The following is a 16986-nucleotide window of genomic DNA, read 5'->3' on the forward strand; positions in this document are numbered from 1 at the left end:
CGTCATTGCGCGCTCTCCTGAACTTTCAGGGTCGTCATTTTTTCTTTCCATTCGGTCGTGCCTTCGCGCACCAGCTCACGCAGGGTGAGTTCCTGGTCTCCGATGCGGACGATGCGACCATAGTTTTGTCCGATGTACTGCCCCACATGCACATGCTGCGTCTTGTCCCCGACAGACAGGACACCTTCCGTCTCGCCATTGCGCTTCATCGTCCCGACCAGCTTGAAGGCTTCCAGCGGATAGTCTTCCAGCGGCTCGCGACGGCGATTCGGTTCCGGCGATTCGTTCTGCGCGCGCGACAGTTCTGCCACCTTCTGCACGCTGAACGGATCAGTCTGCTTGGTGGTCGTGTATTCGCGCGGCGCGTAAGGCTTGGGCTCGGGCAGCGGCGGCACGGTCGTACTGACGCTCTGGCGCGCTTGCTGCATCCATTGCTGCAATTCATCGTCTTCGCTTGCGCCGCAGGCCGTCAGCACGACGGCCAGGCACAGCGGCGACAGACGCAGAACGCGCGACATGCGGCGACGGCTCACGGTGCGGCCCCTCATTTGGCGCCTCCCTTGGCGGCTGCATTCGCCTTGCGCTGGGCAGCCTGCTCGTCGGCGTCGAGCGCCCGGTAGGCCTCGGCGCGCGTTTCCATCACCATGCCGCCATCCTTGGTGCCTGTCAGCGAGATGTTCTGCAGCGTGACGATGCGCGAGAGCGCCGCCACGTCGGCAGCAAAGAGCGCCATGTCGTGATAGCGACCATTCACCTTCACCGCGACCGGGATCTCGGCGTAGTAAGGCTTGATCACGGCGCCGGACGGGCGGAACAGATCGAAGGTCAGCCCACGCGCGATACCGGCATGGTTGACGTCGGCCAGCAGCGCGTCCATCTCGGTCTTGTTGGGCAGTTGCAGTTCGAGCTTCGCGACACGCTGCTCCACCTCGGTCTTCTGCTTGCGCAGCGCTTCGAGGTTCACCACCTGCGCGAGCTTGCTCTGGTATGCCGACTTGAGGTTGTCCTGCTCGGTGCGCTTGGCGTCGCGTTCGTCAAACTTGCCGCTCCAATAGAACTGCCAGCCCAGGCCGATCACCAGCACGGCGGAGAGAATCATGAACAGGATGCGCGGCGCGATCGGCCACGTTTCCGGCTCGTTCAGGTTCAGGCCACGGAACTGGCTGACCAGGTCTTCCAACGAAATTTCGGTCGAGAGCGCCATGGTTATTTCCCCGCCGTGGCCGCACCGGGCTTGGCCGGCGTTGCCGGTTCGGCCTTCCACTGGAAGCGGATCGTGAAGTTGAACAGGCGGCGCTGTTCCTTCAGGTTGTTCGTCATGGTGGTGGCCACCGATTCGCCCAGTTCGGCATGGTCGAGCCAGGGCACCGCGCCCAGGTTGCGCAGCAGGTCCGAGACGCGCTCGTTCGACTGCGCCACCCCGGATACCGTGTAACGCTCGCTTTCCTGCTTCAGCGATGTGAGATAGATACCGTCCGGCACCTGGCGCACCAGTTCTTCAAGCAACTGCACCGGGCGGTTGCGCTGGTTTTGCAGACTCTCCACGGCCTGCTGACGTTGCAGCAGGTCGTCGATGTCCTTCTTGAGGGTGTTGACCTCGGCGATCTGCTTGTCCATCTCCGCGTTCTTCTGCGTGAGGATGTCGTTGATGCGTTGCGCCTCTTCGGTCTGGTGATCGATCACCATGCCGCCCAGGAATACCACCACCGCACCCACGGCAGCGGCGGCGCCGAGGCTCATGAATACCTTCTTGCGCTTACCGGCGCGTCGCTCCGCGTGATACGGCAGCAGGTTCACGCTCGGGAGCGCATTCACAGCATGTGCGCTTTCATTGGCCATCGTCAGCTCCTTATTGCAGCCCGCGCAGGGCGAGGCCCGCGCTGACGATGTAGGCCGGCAGATCGCGCTGCAGATAGCGCGCGTTGACGTTCTTGGCCGCGCCCATATTGGCGAACGGATTGGCCAGCGTCGTATTGATCTGCGTCTGCTGCTGGATGGCGGTCTGCACGCCCAGCAACGATGCGTGGCCGCCCGACAGCACGATCTCGTCGACGCGGCCGACGCTCGAGGTCGACAGGAAATTCTGGATGGCCTGACCGACTTCCATGGCCAGCGTCTCAAGCGAGGGCTTGAGCAGCTGGCTGCGGTATTCGTCGGGCAGCGTGTTCTTGCGCTTCTTCACCTCGGCCTTGAGCAGATCGAGGGAGAACAGACGGGAAATGCTCTGCGTAAGCTGGTCGCCCGATCCCGACATCGGCTGCTCGTACAACTCCTTCCAGCCCTGGTAGAACAATGCGTGCGAGCGCGCACCGCCCAAGTGGAACATCGCCACGACGGGCATGTCGCGCGTCTCGATCTCGCTGGCGTCCGGCTTCACGGCGAGCATGTGCGTCATGGCGCGCTGGATGGCGTTTTCCTCCACGTCCATGACGATCGCTTTCAGACCGGCCATCTCGGCGGCGGTCACGCGCTCGGTCACACGCTCGGACACCGTTGCCGTGACGCGCACGCCGATCCCGCCTTCGGTTTCGGACGGACCGATCACGACATAGTCGAAATTGACGTTCTGCGAGGGCGGAAACAGCCGGTTGGCTTCGCTCTCGACCTGCACGAAGAGTTCGTCTTCAGTCAGGTTGTCGGGCAGGCTGACGGTTTGCGATTCCGTCAGGCTCGCGGGAATGGCAAGCACGGCTTCCTTACCGCGAATGCCGGCCTTGGCGATGGCGCGCTTGAGCGCATTGCCCACCGCATCGATATTCACCAGATTGCCGTCAGCGACGGCACTGCGTTCAATCAGCTCGCTGGCGCATTTTTCGAGACGGAAATCCCCCTGCTTGCCGTTGGCGGACAACTCCACCACCTTGACGCTGGAAGACCCGATATCTATCCCGACGATATTGCGGCGCAGCAGGCCGGACAACAAACCCCGTCGCACAGAGACACCCCACCGTTTATAGTTTTTTGAACCCTGGCGCCCGTCGCAAATCCAACGTGCGCCATAGCCTGCTTAGATTTGCTGCTGGATTCTCACAAAATCCTTTAGAACAGGCAAACGCTCAGGCAGACCGCGATGCATTTCGCGCCATGCCCTTCCGAAAGCGTTGTCAAAACCCCACGGTCGGGGGATACCCCTTTCGTCTGACTTGATTTCCGCTCCGTCTACTTCTAACGGCGGATTCTTAGCCGCCTTGAATCGAGATACCGCCGGCGCACAATCTGCGCCCGGACGGTGCATGGCGCGGCGCACAAGTGCCAGCGCCTCCGCTGCGGTGACAGCGGTTACGTGCTGTTACGTCCAAGGCAGCCGGACCGCCGAAGCCTCAACGATATAATCGCCGCCACGCTGACTGACACCCCCGGTGCCCACCTGTAATGGCTACTGCCCAAACCACCCCAGCTTCGCCCAAGCCGCCCAAGGCCCGTCGCCCACTGTGGGCGCGACTGCTTCTCTGGATGCTCGGCCTGTTCGTTGCCATGGGGGTCGTCGGGGCGCTGCTGCTGGGCTATGCCCTGCTCGTCGCCGCGCCCAACCTGCCGTCGCTCGACGCCATCACCGATTACCGCCCGAAGATTCCGCTGCGTGTCTACACCGCCGACAACGTCCTCATCGGCGAATTCGGTGAAGAGCGCCGCAGCTTCGTGCCGATCACGCAGATGCCCGACGTGATGAAGCGCGCGGTCCTGGCCATCGAAGATGACCGCTTCTACGAGCACGGCGGCGTCGACTTCATCGGCGTCCTGCGCGCGGGCCTGGCGAACCTGCATGGCGGCCTGTCGCAAGGCGCGTCGACCATCACGATGCAGGTGGCGCGCAACTTCTTCCTGTCGAGCGAGAAGACGTACACGCGCAAGATCTACGAGATCTTGCTCTCGTACAAGATCGAGGCGAGCCTGACAAAGGATCAGATCCTCGAGCTGTACATGAACCAGATCTACCTGGGCCAGCGCGCGTACGGCTTTGCGAGCGCCGAGCAGATCTACTTCGGCAAGAACATCAAGGACATCACCCTGGCCGAAGCGGCCATGCTGGCCGGCCTGCCGAAGGCGCCGTCGGCGTACAACCCGGTGGTGAACCCGAAACGCGCGAAGGTGCGTCAGGAATACATCCTGCAGCGCATGCGCGACCTGCACTACATCACCCCGGAGCAGTACACCCAGGCCATCAATGAGCAACTGCCGGTGCGTGGCGAAGGCCATGAGTTCGACGTGCACGCCGAGTACGTGGCTGAAATGGTGCGCCAGCTCATGTACGCGCAATACCGCGAAGAAACCTACACGCGCGGGCTGAACGTCTACACGACGCTGCGCAAGGCGGATCAGGACGTCGCGTATCAATCCGTGCGTCGCGGCATTCTCGACTACGAGCGCCGTCACGGCTATCGCGGCCCTGAAGCATTCATCGACCTGCCCTCCGATGCGGAGGAACGCGAACAGGCGATCGACGATGCCCTGCTGGAACATCCGAACAGCGACGATCTGCAATCGGCCGTGGTGGTGAGCGTGACACCCAAGCTGGTGCGCGCGACGATGCTGACCGGCGAGACGATCGACCTGACCGGCGACGGCCTGCGCTTTGCACAGGCCGCGCTGTCGAACAACGCGCAGCCGAAGATCAAGCTCCGCCCGGGCGCGGTGATCCGCGTGATCGAAGATCCGAAGACGCAGAAGTGGTCGATCACGCAGCTGCCGGAAGTGGCCTCGGGCTTCGTCTCGCTGGATCCGCAAACGGGCGCGATCTACTCGATGGTCGGCGGCTTCGATTTCAACCGCAGCAAGTTCAACCACGTCACGCAGGCGTGGCGCCAGCCGGGTTCGAGCTTTAAGCCGTTTATCTACTCAGCGGCGGTGGACAAGGGTTTCTCGCCGTCTACCGTCATCAATGATGCGCCGCTCTCGATCCCGACGGGCGACACCGGCGGCCAGGTGTGGGAGCCGAAGAACTACGGCGGCGGCTACGACGGCCCGATGACGATGCGCCGCGCGCTGCAGAAATCGAAGAACCTGGTGTCCGTGCGCATCCTGCGGGCGATCGGTACGCAGTACGCGCAGCAGTACATCACGCGCTTCGGGTTCGATGCCGATCGGCACCCCGCCTATCTGCCCATGGCGCTGGGCGCCGGCTCGGTGACGATGTTGCAGATGGCGAGCGGCTACTCGGTGTTTGCCAACGGCGGCTACCGCGTGAACCCGTACATCATCGATCGCGTGGTCGATGCGCGCGGCACGGTCGTGCAGCAAAGCCATCCGATGACCGCCGGCAAGGATGCCGTGCGCGTGATCGATCCGCGCAACGACTTCATCATGGATTCGCTGCTGCGCAGCGTGGTGTCGAACGGCACGGGCTACCAGGCCAAGGTCAAGCTGGGCCGCAACGACATGGCCGGCAAGACCGGCACCACCAACGACTCGTTCGACGCGTGGTTCTGCGGCTACACGCCCAAGCTGGTCGGCGTGGCCTGGATGGGTTACGACAACCCGCGCAGCCTCGGGGATCGCGAAACCGGCGGCGGCCTGGCCCTGCCGATCTGGATCAACTACATGAGCTACGCACTGAAGGGCGAACCGCAGACCGAGCGCCAGCCGCCGGAAGGCGTCGTGCAGATGGCGGGCGACTGGGCCTACGAGGAATACGCCAACGGTCAGGGCGTGGCGTCGGTGGGCCTGGGCGATGCACTGCCGGGAGCCTCTGCGCCGGGCGGCGACCCGTCACAACAGCCTGGCATCAACCTGGCGCCGACGCAGGAACAGGAGAAACAGAAGATTCTCGACATGTTCCGCGGCAACTGAACGTCGCGCCCATGAAAAAGCCGCCCTTCGGGGCGGCTTTTCTTTTGGCATCTAACGAGAACGCTGCGCTCAGCCCGCCGCCAATGTCACATCCACATCGCTTTGCTGGCTGACGTAGCGCGAGAGCGCCACATACAGTTCTTCCTGGCTGCGTGTGTCGACCCAGCGGCCGTCATCGCCGCGGCGGAAGTGGAAACCGCCCGCACGCGCCGCTACCCACAGTTCCTGCATCGGCGCCTGGCTGTTGATGATGATCTTGGAGCCATCGTCGAATTCGAGGGTCAACACGTTGCCGGTGCGGTTGATCTCGATGTCGGCATCGGCCTCATCAGCGGCCGTTTCGACAATGCTTTCGATGCGGGTGAGTTCGGCCTCGGCCAGCGCCAGGAACTCCGATTCGCTCAGGGGGGGCATGCTACACTCCAAAATCTTGCGCGGACGTTGCGTGGCGGCCCTTTCCGGCCCGTCCTGACCAGCAGGCGCCTCGTCCCATATGACTCCGATCGCCGCAAGGGCCACACCCCTGGGGCATCCTTTCTGCACCATCATCCGATGATACGAACCGCCGCCATTGTAGCCACTGTCGGCCTGACCCTGACGGTCGCAGGCCTATCCGGCTGCGGAATTCGCGGGCCGCTGTACATGCCCAAGGTGCCGCCGGCGCCGACCGCGCCGCAAACCACCGACCCTGGCATCGCCGGCCCGAACGCCGTGCCGCAGCCCCCGGTGCCGGGCGCCAAACCCGCAGCCGCCGATGCAGCCAGCGCGGTGCCCGCGAACCGCTGATCCCATCCTTTTTGCTCAACCGGCGACGCCCTTATCCGGTGCGACGCCCAGAATGTTCCCGCTCATGTCTGAGTCCCTGATCCGCCAGGAAGGCGCGCTGATGATCGAAGGCGTCGCGCTCGACGCGATTGCCGCACAGTTCGGCACGCCCACCTACGTGTACTCGCGCGCCGCCCTCACGGCCAACTATCGCGCCTACGCCGCCGCGTGCGAAGGCCGCAACGCGCATGTGCAATACGCCGTGAAAGCCAACTCGAACCTCGCCGTGCTGCAGGTGTTCGCACAGCTTGGTGCCGGCTTTGACATCGTCTCTGCCGGCGAACTGAAGCGCGTGCTGGCTGCCGGCGCACAGGCGTCGAAGGTGGTGTTCTCGGGCGTGGGCAAGAGCGCGGACGAAATGCGTTTCGCGCTGGAAGTCGGCGTGGCGTGCTTCAACGTGGAGTCGATTCCCGAGTTGCACCGCCTGAACGACGTGGCCGCATCGATGGGCAAGATCGCGCCCGTGTCGCTGCGCATCAACCCGGACGTGGATGCCAAGACGCACCCGTACATCTCGACGGGCCTGAAGGGCAACAAGTTCGGCGTGGCGTTTGACGAAGTGCTGCCGACCTACCGCGCGGCGGCTGCGATGCCGAACCTGCGCGTGGTCGGCATCGACTGCCATATCGGCTCGCAGATCACCGAGGTGTCGCCCTATCTGGATGCGCTCGACAAGGTGCTCGACGTGGTGACGCAGCTCGACACCGAGGGCATCCGCCTCGCGCACATCGATGTGGGCGGCGGTCTGGGTATCACGTACACGGACGAGACGCCGCCGGACATCACCGCCTTCGCGCGCACGCTGCTGGACCGCGTGGAGCAGCGCGGCTTTGGCGATCGCGCCGTGCTGTTCGAGCCGGGCCGATCGCTGGTGGGCAACGCCGGCCTGCTGCTCACGCGTGTTGAATACCTCAAGCCCGGCGCGAGCAAGAACTTCTGCATCGTCGATGCGGCCATGAATGACCTGGCCCGCCCGGCGATGTACGAGGCGTATCACCACATCGTGCCGGTACGCGAAAGCCAAAGCGCGCCGGTCGTCTACGACGTGGTGGGCCCGGTGTGCGAATCCGGCGACTGGCTGGGCCGCGACCGTTCGCTGGCGGTGCAGCCGGGCGATGTGCTCGCGATCCTGTCGGCCGGCGCGTACGGCTTCACGATGAGTTCGAACTACAACACCCGCAATCGCGCAGCAGAAGTCATCGTCGATGGCGACAAAGTCCATCTGGCGCGCGAGCGCGAGTGCTTTGAAGACCTGATCCGCGGCGAGCACCTGTTCCCGGCGTAAGCCCGCATCGCAAAAAGAAAAAGCCGACGCGCAAACGTCGGCTTTTTTGTGGGCGCGATCGGCATCAATCGCGGGCTGGCATCGCGCCTCCGGTCATCGCACTGCGCTGCGAGCGCCACGCCCACCACACCCGCAGGCCCAGCAGCACCGCCATCACTGCGGCGTAGATCGACACCTCGGCAAAGTCATGCTTGCCGGCCTTGTGCCACCAGTAATGCAGGATGCCCAGCACACCGGTCACGTAGACAAGCCGGTGCAGCCACTGCCAGCGCTTGCCGCCGAGCCTGCGCACCATCGCGTTGGTCGACGTGGCCGCCAGCGGAATCATCAGCACGAACGCCGCAAAACCGACGGTGATGAAGGGCCGCTTGACGATGTCCTTCAACATCGACGCCGGATCGAGCCCGCGATCCACCAGCAACCAGATCAGGAAGTGGATCGTTCCGTAGAAGAACGTGTAGAGACCGAGCATGCGGCGAAGCCGAATCAGCCAATTCATGCCCGTGATGCGGCGCAGCGGCGTGATGGCCAGCGTGCAGCAGAGCAGCACCAGCGTCCACGTCCCGGTCGAGCGCGTGACGAACTCCAGAGGGTTGGCCCCGAACTGGTCTGTCGCGCCCAGGAAGACGATGCGCAGGAACGGCAGCAGCGCCAGAGTCCATGCGATCGCCTTCACCACACGCAATGGCTTGGGCGCCAACATCGGCGGCAGCAATGTCATGTCGGCCTCAGAAGTTTTTACGCAGGTCCATGCCGGCGTACAGCGGGGCCACCTGGTCGTAACCGTTGAACATCAGCGTCTTGCGCTTGGGCGCGAACAGGCCGCCGAAACCGCCTTTGTCCTCGCCGATGCGGCGTTCGGTGGCCTGGCTCCATCGCGGATGGTCCACCGTCGGGTTCACGTTGGAATAGAAGCCGTATTCATTGGCTGCGGCAATGTTCCAGCTCGTCGGCGGCTGCTTGTCGACAAAGCGGATCTTGACGATGGACTTTGCGCTCTTGAAGCCATACTTCCACGGCACGATCACGCGCACGGGCGCACCGTTCTGGTTCGGCAGCACCTGGCCGTAAAGGCCAAAGGTGAGCAATGCCAAGGGATGCATCGCCTCGTCCAGGCGCAAGCCTTCGCTGTAGGGCCACTCGAGCACGGGGCTGCTGATGCCGGGCATCTGCCGCTTGTCGGCCAGCGAGATGAACTGGATGTACTTGGCGCTGCCCTGAGGCTCCACCCGCTTGATCAACTCAGCCAGCGGAAAGCCCACCCACGGAATCACCATCGACCAGCCCTCGACGCAACGCAGGCGGTAGACGCGCTCTTCCATCGGCGCGAGCTTCATCAGGTCATCCAGGTCGTAGGTTTTGGGAGTTTTCACCAACCCTTCCACGCTGACTTGCCACGGGTGCGGGCGCAGCGTGCCGGCATAGCGCGCCGGGTCAGCCTTGTCGGTGCCGAACTCGTAGAAGTTGTTGTACGTGGTGACCTGGTCGTACGGCGTGGCTTTCTCCACCGTCGTGTACGCGGGATTCGGCTTGCCGGGCAACTTGGCCAGCGAAGGGTTGGCGGCAAAGGCTTCGCGCGATGCCCAGGGCGCCAGCGTCGCGCCGGCCGCGCCCATGGCGGCAGCGGCCAAGAAACGGCGGCGCTGCTCGAAGATGTGCTGCGGCGTGATCTCGCTGGCGGGGATGTCGTCGCCACGCAGCCAGCGGTCAGTCTTGATCAACATGATTCGTGGTCCTCGTTGTGGGGGAACGCTGTCCCATGTGCGTTGGTCGTGCCAGCGCTGCCGACCTGACAGCGCGTAGCGAAAGAAAAATGTAGCGCTATTCCTTACGTGCCGCCGGCCCGGTGAATTCGCTGTACTGTCGAAAGACGACTTGCGCCACTTCCAGCAACTGCGCCCGGGCAAGCGGGCCGGCGACCGCAAATCCCAGGCCGTGATCCGCCCAATAGAACGCCATCGGCGGCGGGTGATCGACCGCAGGATGGATTGCTTGCAGCACACGGTTGTCGGGCGCGAGCGTCTCCAGCCGGAAGCCGGTATCGCGGTTGTTGGGCATGCGCCGCAGCTGCACGGAGATGCGCGTGCCGCCCGGCCCCTCGTACATCAGCATGGCCGTGGGCGCATCGGCCACCACCGTCTGGCGCCCGCCGATGAGCCGGTAGCCCAGCGATGTCAGATCAGGCACGTGCAGTTGTGCATCAAGCCGGCGCGACAGCCATGTGACCAGATGCGCCTCCTCGTCGGCCGGCACTTCCACGATGTGTTTGGACTCCGGCGAAAAGACGACGTGCGAAACGAGGGCATCGTTGGCGAACCGTTGCATGGGCATGGTGCGCTCAACGGCACCTCGGCTCAGCCAGCCCGCCCCGGAACCGATGGCCAGACACGCCACGCTCAGCGCCGCCACGCTCCAGCCGCGCATCGCTCCGAACCCGCCGGCCGTGGGGCGACGCGCTGCCGCAAGGATCGCTGCCGGAATGCGACGCTGCGGCACCGGTTCGTTGAGCAGCGGATCGAGCGCGCGATGCAATTGCGCGTCCGTCTCGCGCCAAGCCGCAACTTCAGCCGCGACCCCGGGGTGCGCGGCAAGATAGGCCTCCACCGCAGCACGGCGCGCCGCAGGCAGACGGCCGTCGGCATACGCATGAAGTTCGTCGATATGAATGGAATTGGAGGACATGGCGAGCCTCACTTCACGCGGTGCAGCATTGCGCTGCTGGCATCGCCGGATGCCGCAATTGCACCCGATGCGGCGGGCGCTCCCTCGAGCGCGACACGCATCCGCTCGCGCGCCCGCGACAGCCGCGACATCACCGTGCCGACCGGCACGCCAAGCACGTCGGCGGCCTCCTTGTAGGCGAATTGCTCCAGACCGACGAGCAGCAATACCGCGCGCTGGTCTTCGGGCAACGTCGCCAGCGCGCGCAGCAGGTCGCGGCGCACGCCGGGGTCGTCATCGACGGGAATCTCAGGGGGTGCGTCGCTCAGCTCGATCCGGTCGGGCCGGCGCACGGCATTCAGGTGGAGCCGGTGCATGATCGTCAGCAGCCAGGCAAACAGCCCGTCGCTCTCATCCTTCGCGCCGATCGCGCCGAGGGGGCCCAGCCTCGGCCGCAGCTGGAAGCGCCAGCGGTAACGCCAGGCGCGTTCCAACGTGTCCTGAAGGAGGTCGTCGGCACGGCTCGCGTCACGCACCAGGCCGCGTGCGTGTCGGCGCAGGCGTGGCGTCAGCGCAATCAGCCGGCTGGCCAGATCGGACATAGCGGCGTGAGCGACGGCGGCGTGCTTACGGCTTGGCGATGTGCCAAACGTTCATGAAGCCGTCGCCGGTCTGGTCGCCCGGCATCTTGTCCTTGGTCCAGAGGTAGAGCGGCTTGCCGCGATAGGCCCACTGCTTCTTGCCGTCGTCGCGCGTGATGATGGTGTAGTCGCCGGACGGCTTGTCGGCGTCATTGGCGGCCAGCGGCGGCCAATTCTCGGCGCACTTGCCGTTGCAGGCGCTCTTGCCGGCCGTGGCGTCACGGTCAAAGGTGTAGAGCGCCATGCCGTGTTGATCGGTGAGCGTGCCGTTGGTCACCTTGACGGCGGACGGCGTGGACGACGCCCCCATGCCCATGCCGCTGCAGCCCGCCAAACCGAGGGCGGTGAGCAGCGCGGCGCTGGCCAGCGCGGTGCGCGGGTTGAACCACTTCTGGGAAGCTGCGGACTGGCTCATCTTGTTCTCCTTGGATGGAGGGGCACGCCGATCGCGCCCTCACTGAGCAGTAAACACGCCAAGCGCGTCTTTATTCCAGTCCGCTGAGATTTTTTTGTGACTGACGGCTTACAGCTCGCCGTAGCTGTGCAGGCCCGACAGGAACATGTTCACGCCCAGGAAGGCGAACGTCGTCACCAACAGGCCGATCAGTGCCCACCAGGCCGCCATGCGACCGCGCAGCCCTTTCATCAGGCGCATGTGCAGCCACGCCGCGTAGTTCAGCCACACGATCAGCGCCCACGTTTCCTTCGGATCCCAGCTCCAGTAGCCACCCCAGGCGTCGGCCGCCCACAGCGCGCCGAGAATCGTGGCGATGGTGAAGAACGCGAAGCCGACAGTGATGGCCTTGTACATCACGTCGTCCAGCACTTCGAGCGACGGCAGACGATCGGCCAGCACGCCGCGCTCCTTCAGCAGATAGGCAGAGCCCACCATGGCCGACAGCGCGAACGTGCCGTAACCGATGAAATTGGCGGGTACGTGAATCTTCATCCACCAGCTCTGCAGTGCAGGCACCAGCGGCTGGATCTCCTGCGCGCCGCGCGACACCGTGTACCACAGCAGAAAGCCCACGGCCGCCGACACCACCAGCATCACGAAGGGGCCCAGCGCGCGCGTCTTGTAACGCTGCTCGTAGTACAGATAGAAGACCGAGGTGATCAACGTAAAGAGGATGAACACCTCGTACAGATTCGAGATGGGGATGTGGCCGATGTCTGCGCCGACCAAGTACGACTCGTACCATCGCACCAGCATGCCGGTCAGGCCCAGCACCACCGCTGCCCAGCACAGCTTGCTGCCGATGGCCCCGCCCGCTTCCCAGCGCAGCGCCAGGCCCGTCCAGAAAAACAACGTGGACAGGAAGATCAGCGCGCTCATCCACAGGATGGCCGACTGGCTGGCGAGGAAGTACTTGAGGAAGAAGGCGTGCTCGGCGCGGGCGAGATCCGGGCCATTGGCGCCGGCGTACTGCGAGATGCCGAACAGCGACAATACGGCGATGCCGATCATCAGCACGCGCACCGGCTTCCACGTCCAGCCCAGCCATGCGAAGGCGGGCACGGCGGCAACGAGAATGCCGCGCTCGTAGCCGTCCATGTAGGCGCCGTAGCGCGAGAAGGCGTAACCGGCGCCGGCGGCCAGCATTGCAGCAAACAGCCAGTCAAACCAGCCGAGGCGGCGGAAATACGACGGACGCTGCAGCGCACCCAGATCAGCGCTCGCCACGGTCGTTTGGGGATTGGTCACTTCCATCACCTGCTCACTTCGTTGGTTTGGGGTCGACGCTCGCTGCACTGGCGGCATCGGGTGCGGCTGGGGCGCCTGCCGCGGCACGGATATCGTCCTTGAGGCGCTCGAACTCGCGGTCGAAGTCGAGCGTGCGGCGCATGGTCGACATGGCGGTCAGCACATGTGCGCCGGAGGCGCTTTCGTTGGCCTGGCCGGATTGCGGCCGGATCCACAGCCACCAGCGGCGCTCTCGCACGTAGAACATGGAAAACACGCCCAGCACCAGCAGCAACGACCCAAGATACACGATGTTTTTGCCCGGCGCACGTGTGAGCTGGAACACGCTGGCCTGCACCTGCTGGAAGTCGCTCAACTGCAGATAGACCGGTGCGCCGTAGAAGACATTGTCCGACAGCGCGTTGATGGCGCTCTGCAACCACTGGCTGCTCGCGGCATCCACGGTTGGCGCAGGCTGGCCGTCCTGCGCACGGGCGAGTTGCCACAGTTCCCACATGGAGCTGTTGATGATCTTCATCAGCACATCGGCGGCCTTCTCTCGCTCGCCTTCGGGCACCGACTTCTGCAGGAACGTGGCGACCGCGGCAAAACCACCCTGCGCGCCGGCGGAGGCGCCGTCCTTGGCATCGGCAGCGCCGGCAAAGAGGTCGAGCGCGCGACGCGAACTTTCCGTCAACTGTTTGCGCAGTTCCGCGCGCTCTTCGCCGGGCATGGAGAGCAGCGCAAACCGGCGCGCCGCTTCGCCGCGCATCGCCGGATTCTGCAGCGCGGCGCGCAGGCGCATCCAGTCGGCGACGGTGCCTTGCGCATCGGCGGGAATGCGCAGATAGCGGAACGGCTCGTCCGGCTGCGAGCGCATGCCGGCCAGGAACACCGATTGCCCATCGAGCGTGACGGGCAGCATGTAGTTGCTGAATTCGTGCGCCTGGCCGTTGGCGTCGCGCAGCTTGTACTGCACGGACGGGCCGACGTTGCGCAGATCGCGGTCGCGCGTCATCTTGGTGACGTTGCCCAGCTCCGCGCGCAGACCATTTTCCGCACCGCCCTTCTTGCCGACACCGCGCGCGTCCTGCTTGCCCGAGGCGTCGGTCACCGTTTCCACATTCATCAGGCGGAAGTCGGAGAACTCGACCGTGTAGTCGCCGCCCTTGCCAGTGAGCTTCGAGCTTTCGCCCACGACGCCCGACATGTCGAACGTCTTGGCGTTGTCACCGTGCATCGGATAGCCGATGAGCTTGAGTTTGGAGCCGCCATCTTCAAAGCTCGACTGATAGATCGCCACGCCGTCATACACAAATGGCTTGTTCACCTCCACGCGCGCAGCGGTCTGCTTGCCGGTGCGGCGGTCGGTCACGACGATGTCGCTGGCGAACAGCTTGGGCATACCGGTCGAGTAATGCTCGACGGTGAACTTCTTAAGCGTGATCATGAACGGCAAATCCTGGATCAGCGCGCCGTCCGCAATGTTCAGAATCGCCGTGCTGACCGTCGAACCTTCCGGCACGAAAGCGTTGCCGCGAAAGCCCGGGTTCGACGTCGACAGCCGATGCTCCGGGCCGATATCGCTGATGACCGCATTGCCCTTGATGGGCGACTTGCCGCCAAACCACATCTGCGCGCGGATCATCATGTCGCCGTCGAGCAAGCCGCCGATGCAGATCACGACGATGGCCGTATGCGCCAGGATGTAGCCAATCTTGTTGCCCGCCCCCGCCTTTGCCGTAATGAGCGTGGCGCCACCCTCGCGCGCGAACGCCTTGATGCGGAAACCGCGGTTCTGCGCGAGTGCGGCCAGACGCGCGGTCACGGTCGCCGTATCCACGGACGAATCGAATTCGTCCCGATGATGGAACGCCCGCAGGCTGCCTTCGCGCACGTTCTCGCGCCAGGAGCGCATGTCGGCGAGCATCTTGGGCGCGTTGCGCACGATGCACAGCGACGTCGACACCACCAGGAACGCCAGGATCAGAAGAAACCACCACGCGCTGTAGACCGTCGGCAGCGTCAGCGACCGGAACACATCGGCCCAGAACGGCCCGAACTGGTTAACGTAGTTCGGGTACGGATCGTTCTGCTTGAGCACCGTGCCGATCACGCTGGCAATGGCAATCACCGTCAGCAGGCTGATCGCGAAGCGCATCGACGACAGCAGCTCAACCGTTTCACGCAACGCGCGACGGCGAGAGCGGATCTGGACGCCGGAAGTGGAGACCGAAGACATGCGGGGAAACAACCTGTTCAAAAACGAAAACAGGGTGGCGATGCCAGGCGCATTGCCACCCTGTTCTTCTTGTTGATTGTGCGACCGTCAGTTGACGGCCGGGTGCGGCAGATTAGCGCAGGCCGGCAATGTAATCGGCCACCGCCTTGATCTGCTGGGCCGTCATGCGACCGGCCAAGTCGTGCATCTGTACGCTGTTCTTGCGAGCGCCGCTCTGGAACGCAACCAGTTGAGCCTCGGTGTATTCAGAGAACTGACCTGCGATACGCGGATACTGCGCCGGGATGCCGGCACCCGTCGGGCCGTGGCAGCCTGCGCACGCTGCGATACCGCGCTTGGCGTCACCGCCGCGATACAGCTTCTGGCCCAGTTCGATGGTGTCCTTGCTCTTGGCTGAACCCGGCTTCCAAGCCGGTTGCTTGCCCAGATAGGCGCCAATGTCCTTCATGTCCTGATCCGACAGCGCGCCGGCATACAGCGACATGACCGGCTGGTTGCGGTCGGTCTTGGCCTTGAAATCCTTGAGCTGCTTTTCGATGTATTCGGCGTGCTGGCCGGCCAGCTTCGGGTTGACGTTCATGGCGCTGTTGCCGCCGGCGCCATGACAACTGGTACACGCAGGCACGCCATTGGCCGGCACACCGGTGTTGAAGATCGTTTCGCCGCGCGCGGCGTCGGCCTTGGCGACTTTTTGCTCTTCGGCATGGGCCACGGAGAAGGCCGATGCCAGGGACAGCGCTGCGACAGCAAAAACGTTCGCGATGCGGTTCATTCGCACACCTTGTTTAGATTGTTTTCGAATGCTGCGTGCGCCGCCCTATGCGGGACCCTGCGGCGCCGGGCGCCCCCTTCTCCTCGTGCCAGTCCCGCGCATGAAAACGGACCGGCCCGGGCCTCGGGGCGGTCCTGCGACGGATCTGGTGGGGACGTCCGTAAACCGGCGTATTGTACAATAACACCTCTGCAATGCGACCTCGCGGCGCAGCAACCACGCAGTTCTGAACTGCAGTTTACAGGTACTGCCGCGCATGTCGCTCCTGCATCAAGCCCGTTTCTTCATCACCGTCAATCATCTGCGTGATTTACCGGCGACCGCCGTGCCGGAAGTCGCGTTTGCGGGCCGCTCCAACGCGGGCAAATCCACCGCGATCAACATCCTCTGCAATCAGAAGCGGCTGGCTTTTTCCAGCAAGACGCCCGGCCGCACGCAGCACATCAACTACTTCTCGGTGATGCCCGCCAAGGCGGAGGACCCGCTCGGCTTCCTGGTCGACCTGCCCGGTTACGGTTATGCCGAAGCCCCCGGCGAGACCAAATCGCACTGGGTTCATCTGCTCGGCGACTACGTCCAGGCGCGCCAGCAACTTGCCGGGCTCGTCATCATGATGGACGCGCGCCGTCCGTTTACCGATCTCGATTGCCAGATGGTCGAGTGGTTTCTGCCGACGGGCAAGCCGATCCACGTGCTGCTCACGAAGGCGGACAAGCTGACCAACAACGATGCCTCGCGTGCGCTCATGGCGGCCCGCAAGGTGCTGGCCGATTACCGTGCGCAGATCGACGGTGATGTGTCGCTGACGGTGCAGCTGTTCTCGAGCCTGAAGCGTCGCGGCATCGAAGAGGCGCAGCGAATTGTCGCAGGCTGGCTGTGCCTGCCCGAGGCGCTGGAGCCCCAGCCGCAAGCCGAACAGGCAAAAAAAACCCCGTCGCCAAACGCGCAACGGGGGTAACGACCCCATCGAGCCATCGATGGGAACCCGCGTCAGGGAGGAGCCGCGGGGGACGCTGCATCAGCGTCGCTGGCGCATTGTCCGTGCATAGGATGGATAATCGCGACAAAGGTTTCGAAACTTCACAGTGT

At 64.2% G+C, this 16986-nt stretch carries 17 protein-coding genes; 4 read left to right on the forward strand and 13 right to left on the reverse strand.

The annotated features are described in order from the left end of the window. Positions 1-2 precede the first annotated feature (2 nt). From ABIC76_RS24055 to pilM, 4 genes are read right to left on the reverse strand one after another with little or no spacing between them, the layout of a single operon-like run. Positions 3-548 (reverse strand): pilus assembly protein PilP, encoded by a 546-nt coding sequence (locus tag ABIC76_RS24055; protein WP_343548770.1) that lies wholly within the window; start codon positions 546-548, stop codon positions 3-5. Then, positions 545-1204, reverse strand: coding sequence for a type IV pilus inner membrane component PilO (locus tag ABIC76_RS24060; protein WP_354535467.1), 660 nt, complete (start codon positions 1202-1204; stop codon positions 545-547). Before ABIC76_RS24060 ends, ABIC76_RS24055 begins: the two co-directional genes overlap by 4 nt. A 2-nt stretch (positions 1205-1206) precedes the next feature. Beyond that, positions 1207-1839 (reverse strand): PilN domain-containing protein, encoded by a 633-nt coding sequence (locus tag ABIC76_RS24065; protein ID WP_354535468.1) that lies wholly within the window; start codon positions 1837-1839, stop codon positions 1207-1209. A 10-nt stretch (positions 1840-1849) separates the two neighbouring features. Next, entirely contained in the window at positions 1850-2920 is a 1071-nt protein-coding gene (gene pilM / locus ABIC76_RS24070) for a type IV pilus biogenesis protein PilM (protein WP_024542181.1), read from the reverse strand. A 452-nt stretch (positions 2921-3372) separates the two neighbouring features. Between pilM and ABIC76_RS24075 the strand changes: the two genes are divergently transcribed. Then, positions 3373-5787: a penicillin-binding protein 1A gene (locus ABIC76_RS24075; RefSeq protein ID WP_206274122.1), complete on the forward strand. Its 2415-nt coding sequence runs from the start codon at positions 3373-3375 to the stop codon at positions 5785-5787. 69 nt (positions 5788-5856) lie between these two features. Here ABIC76_RS24075 and cyaY read toward each other — a convergent pair whose 3' ends face one another. Next, on the reverse strand, positions 5857-6201 hold the full coding sequence (gene cyaY, locus ABIC76_RS24080; protein ID WP_354535469.1) for an iron donor protein CyaY: 345 nt from the start codon (positions 6199-6201) through the stop codon (positions 5857-5859). A 138-nt stretch (positions 6202-6339) separates the two neighbouring features. Between cyaY and lptM the strand changes: the two genes are divergently transcribed. Both lptM and lysA read left to right on the forward strand, forming a co-directional pair. Further along, positions 6340-6573, forward strand: coding sequence for an LPS translocon maturation chaperone LptM (gene lptM, locus ABIC76_RS24085; RefSeq protein WP_004634541.1), 234 nt, complete (start codon positions 6340-6342; stop codon positions 6571-6573). A 64-nt stretch (positions 6574-6637) separates the two neighbouring features. Next, on the forward strand, positions 6638-7897 hold the full coding sequence (gene lysA / locus ABIC76_RS24090) for a diaminopimelate decarboxylase (RefSeq protein WP_354535470.1): 1260 nt from the start codon (positions 6638-6640) through the stop codon (positions 7895-7897). A 64-nt stretch (positions 7898-7961) separates the two neighbouring features. Here lysA and msrQ read toward each other — a convergent pair whose 3' ends face one another. The 8 genes from msrQ to ABIC76_RS24130 form a co-directional block, all read right to left on the reverse strand. Next, the gene (gene msrQ / locus ABIC76_RS24095) at positions 7962-8618 is read right to left on the reverse strand and encodes a protein-methionine-sulfoxide reductase heme-binding subunit MsrQ (protein WP_354535471.1); all 657 of its coding nucleotides are present in this window, start codon (positions 8616-8618) and stop codon (positions 7962-7964) included. A 7-nt stretch (positions 8619-8625) separates the two neighbouring features. Then, positions 8626-9621, reverse strand: coding sequence for a protein-methionine-sulfoxide reductase catalytic subunit MsrP (gene msrP, locus ABIC76_RS24100; protein WP_027680258.1), 996 nt, complete (start codon positions 9619-9621; stop codon positions 8626-8628). 97 nt (positions 9622-9718) lie between these two features. Then, complete coding sequence (locus tag ABIC76_RS24105; protein ID WP_354535472.1) at positions 9719-10579, reverse strand: anti-sigma factor family protein; 861 nt, start codon at positions 10577-10579, stop codon at positions 9719-9721. Positions 10580-10587: 8 nt separating this feature from the next. Beyond that, positions 10588-11160, reverse strand: a complete 573-nt coding sequence (locus ABIC76_RS24110) for an RNA polymerase sigma factor (RefSeq protein WP_102067432.1) — start codon at positions 11158-11160, stop codon at positions 10588-10590. 25 nt (positions 11161-11185) lie between these two features. Further along, positions 11186-11614 (reverse strand): COG4315 family predicted lipoprotein, encoded by a 429-nt coding sequence (locus ABIC76_RS24115; protein WP_354535473.1) that lies wholly within the window; start codon positions 11612-11614, stop codon positions 11186-11188. A gap of 108 nt (positions 11615-11722) precedes the next feature. Next, positions 11723-12910: a c-type cytochrome biogenesis protein CcsB gene (gene ccsB / locus ABIC76_RS24120; RefSeq protein WP_354535474.1), complete on the reverse strand. Its 1188-nt coding sequence runs from the start codon at positions 12908-12910 to the stop codon at positions 11723-11725. A 7-nt stretch (positions 12911-12917) separates the two neighbouring features. After that, entirely contained in the window at positions 12918-15125 is a 2208-nt protein-coding gene (locus ABIC76_RS24125) for a cytochrome c biogenesis protein ResB (protein ID WP_354535475.1), read from the reverse strand. A gap of 112 nt (positions 15126-15237) precedes the next feature. Beyond that, positions 15238-15897 (reverse strand): c-type cytochrome, encoded by a 660-nt coding sequence (locus ABIC76_RS24130; protein ID WP_206274131.1) that lies wholly within the window; start codon positions 15895-15897, stop codon positions 15238-15240. 256 nt (positions 15898-16153) lie between these two features. Here ABIC76_RS24130 and yihA point away from each other — a divergent pair, with 256 nt between their 5' ends. Beyond that, complete coding sequence (gene yihA / locus ABIC76_RS24135) at positions 16154-16855, forward strand: ribosome biogenesis GTP-binding protein YihA/YsxC (RefSeq protein ID WP_012763149.1); 702 nt, start codon at positions 16154-16156, stop codon at positions 16853-16855. Positions 16856-16986: the final 131 nt, after the last annotated feature.

The organism is Ralstonia sp. 1138 (assembly GCF_040544795.1).
GTDB classification, from domain to species: domain Bacteria; phylum Pseudomonadota; class Gammaproteobacteria; order Burkholderiales; family Burkholderiaceae; genus Ralstonia; species Ralstonia flatus.

Excerpts from the sequence above, each read along its gene's own strand:
- msrP (WP_027680258.1), bottom strand. The coding sequence starts at position 9,621 with ATGTTGATCAAGACTGACCGCTGGCTGCGTGGCGACGACATCCCCGCC.
- ccsB (WP_354535474.1), bottom strand. The coding sequence starts at position 12,910 with ATGGAAGTGACCAATCCCCAAACGACCGTGGCGAGCGCTGATCTGGGT.
- ABIC76_RS24105 (WP_354535472.1), bottom strand. The coding sequence starts at position 10,579 with ATGTCCTCCAATTCCATTCATATCGACGAACTTCATGCGTATGCCGAC.
- lptM (WP_004634541.1), top strand. The coding sequence starts at position 6,340 with ATGATACGAACCGCCGCCATTGTAGCCACTGTCGGCCTGACCCTGACG.
- ABIC76_RS24110 (WP_102067432.1), bottom strand. The coding sequence starts at position 11,160 with ATGTCCGATCTGGCCAGCCGGCTGATTGCGCTGACGCCACGCCTGCGC.
- lysA (WP_354535470.1), top strand. The coding sequence starts at position 6,638 with ATGTCTGAGTCCCTGATCCGCCAGGAAGGCGCGCTGATGATCGAAGGC.
- msrQ (WP_354535471.1), bottom strand. The coding sequence starts at position 8,618 with ATGACATTGCTGCCGCCGATGTTGGCGCCCAAGCCATTGCGTGTGGTG.
- ABIC76_RS24055 (WP_343548770.1), bottom strand. The coding sequence starts at position 548 with ATGAGGGGCCGCACCGTGAGCCGTCGCCGCATGTCGCGCGTTCTGCGT.
- ABIC76_RS24125 (WP_354535475.1), bottom strand. The coding sequence starts at position 15,125 with ATGTCTTCGGTCTCCACTTCCGGCGTCCAGATCCGCTCTCGCCGTCGC.
- ABIC76_RS24060 (WP_354535467.1), bottom strand. The coding sequence starts at position 1,204 with ATGGCGCTCTCGACCGAAATTTCGTTGGAAGACCTGGTCAGCCAGTTC.
- yihA (WP_012763149.1), top strand. The coding sequence starts at position 16,154 with ATGTCGCTCCTGCATCAAGCCCGTTTCTTCATCACCGTCAATCATCTG.
- ABIC76_RS24075 (WP_206274122.1), top strand. The coding sequence starts at position 3,373 with ATGGCTACTGCCCAAACCACCCCAGCTTCGCCCAAGCCGCCCAAGGCC.
- cyaY (WP_354535469.1), bottom strand. The coding sequence starts at position 6,201 with ATGCCCCCCCTGAGCGAATCGGAGTTCCTGGCGCTGGCCGAGGCCGAA.
- ABIC76_RS24115 (WP_354535473.1), bottom strand. The coding sequence starts at position 11,614 with ATGAGCCAGTCCGCAGCTTCCCAGAAGTGGTTCAACCCGCGCACCGCG.
- ABIC76_RS24065 (WP_354535468.1), bottom strand. The coding sequence starts at position 1,839 with ATGGCCAATGAAAGCGCACATGCTGTGAATGCGCTCCCGAGCGTGAAC.
- ABIC76_RS24130 (WP_206274131.1), bottom strand. The coding sequence starts at position 15,897 with ATGAACCGCATCGCGAACGTTTTTGCTGTCGCAGCGCTGTCCCTGGCA.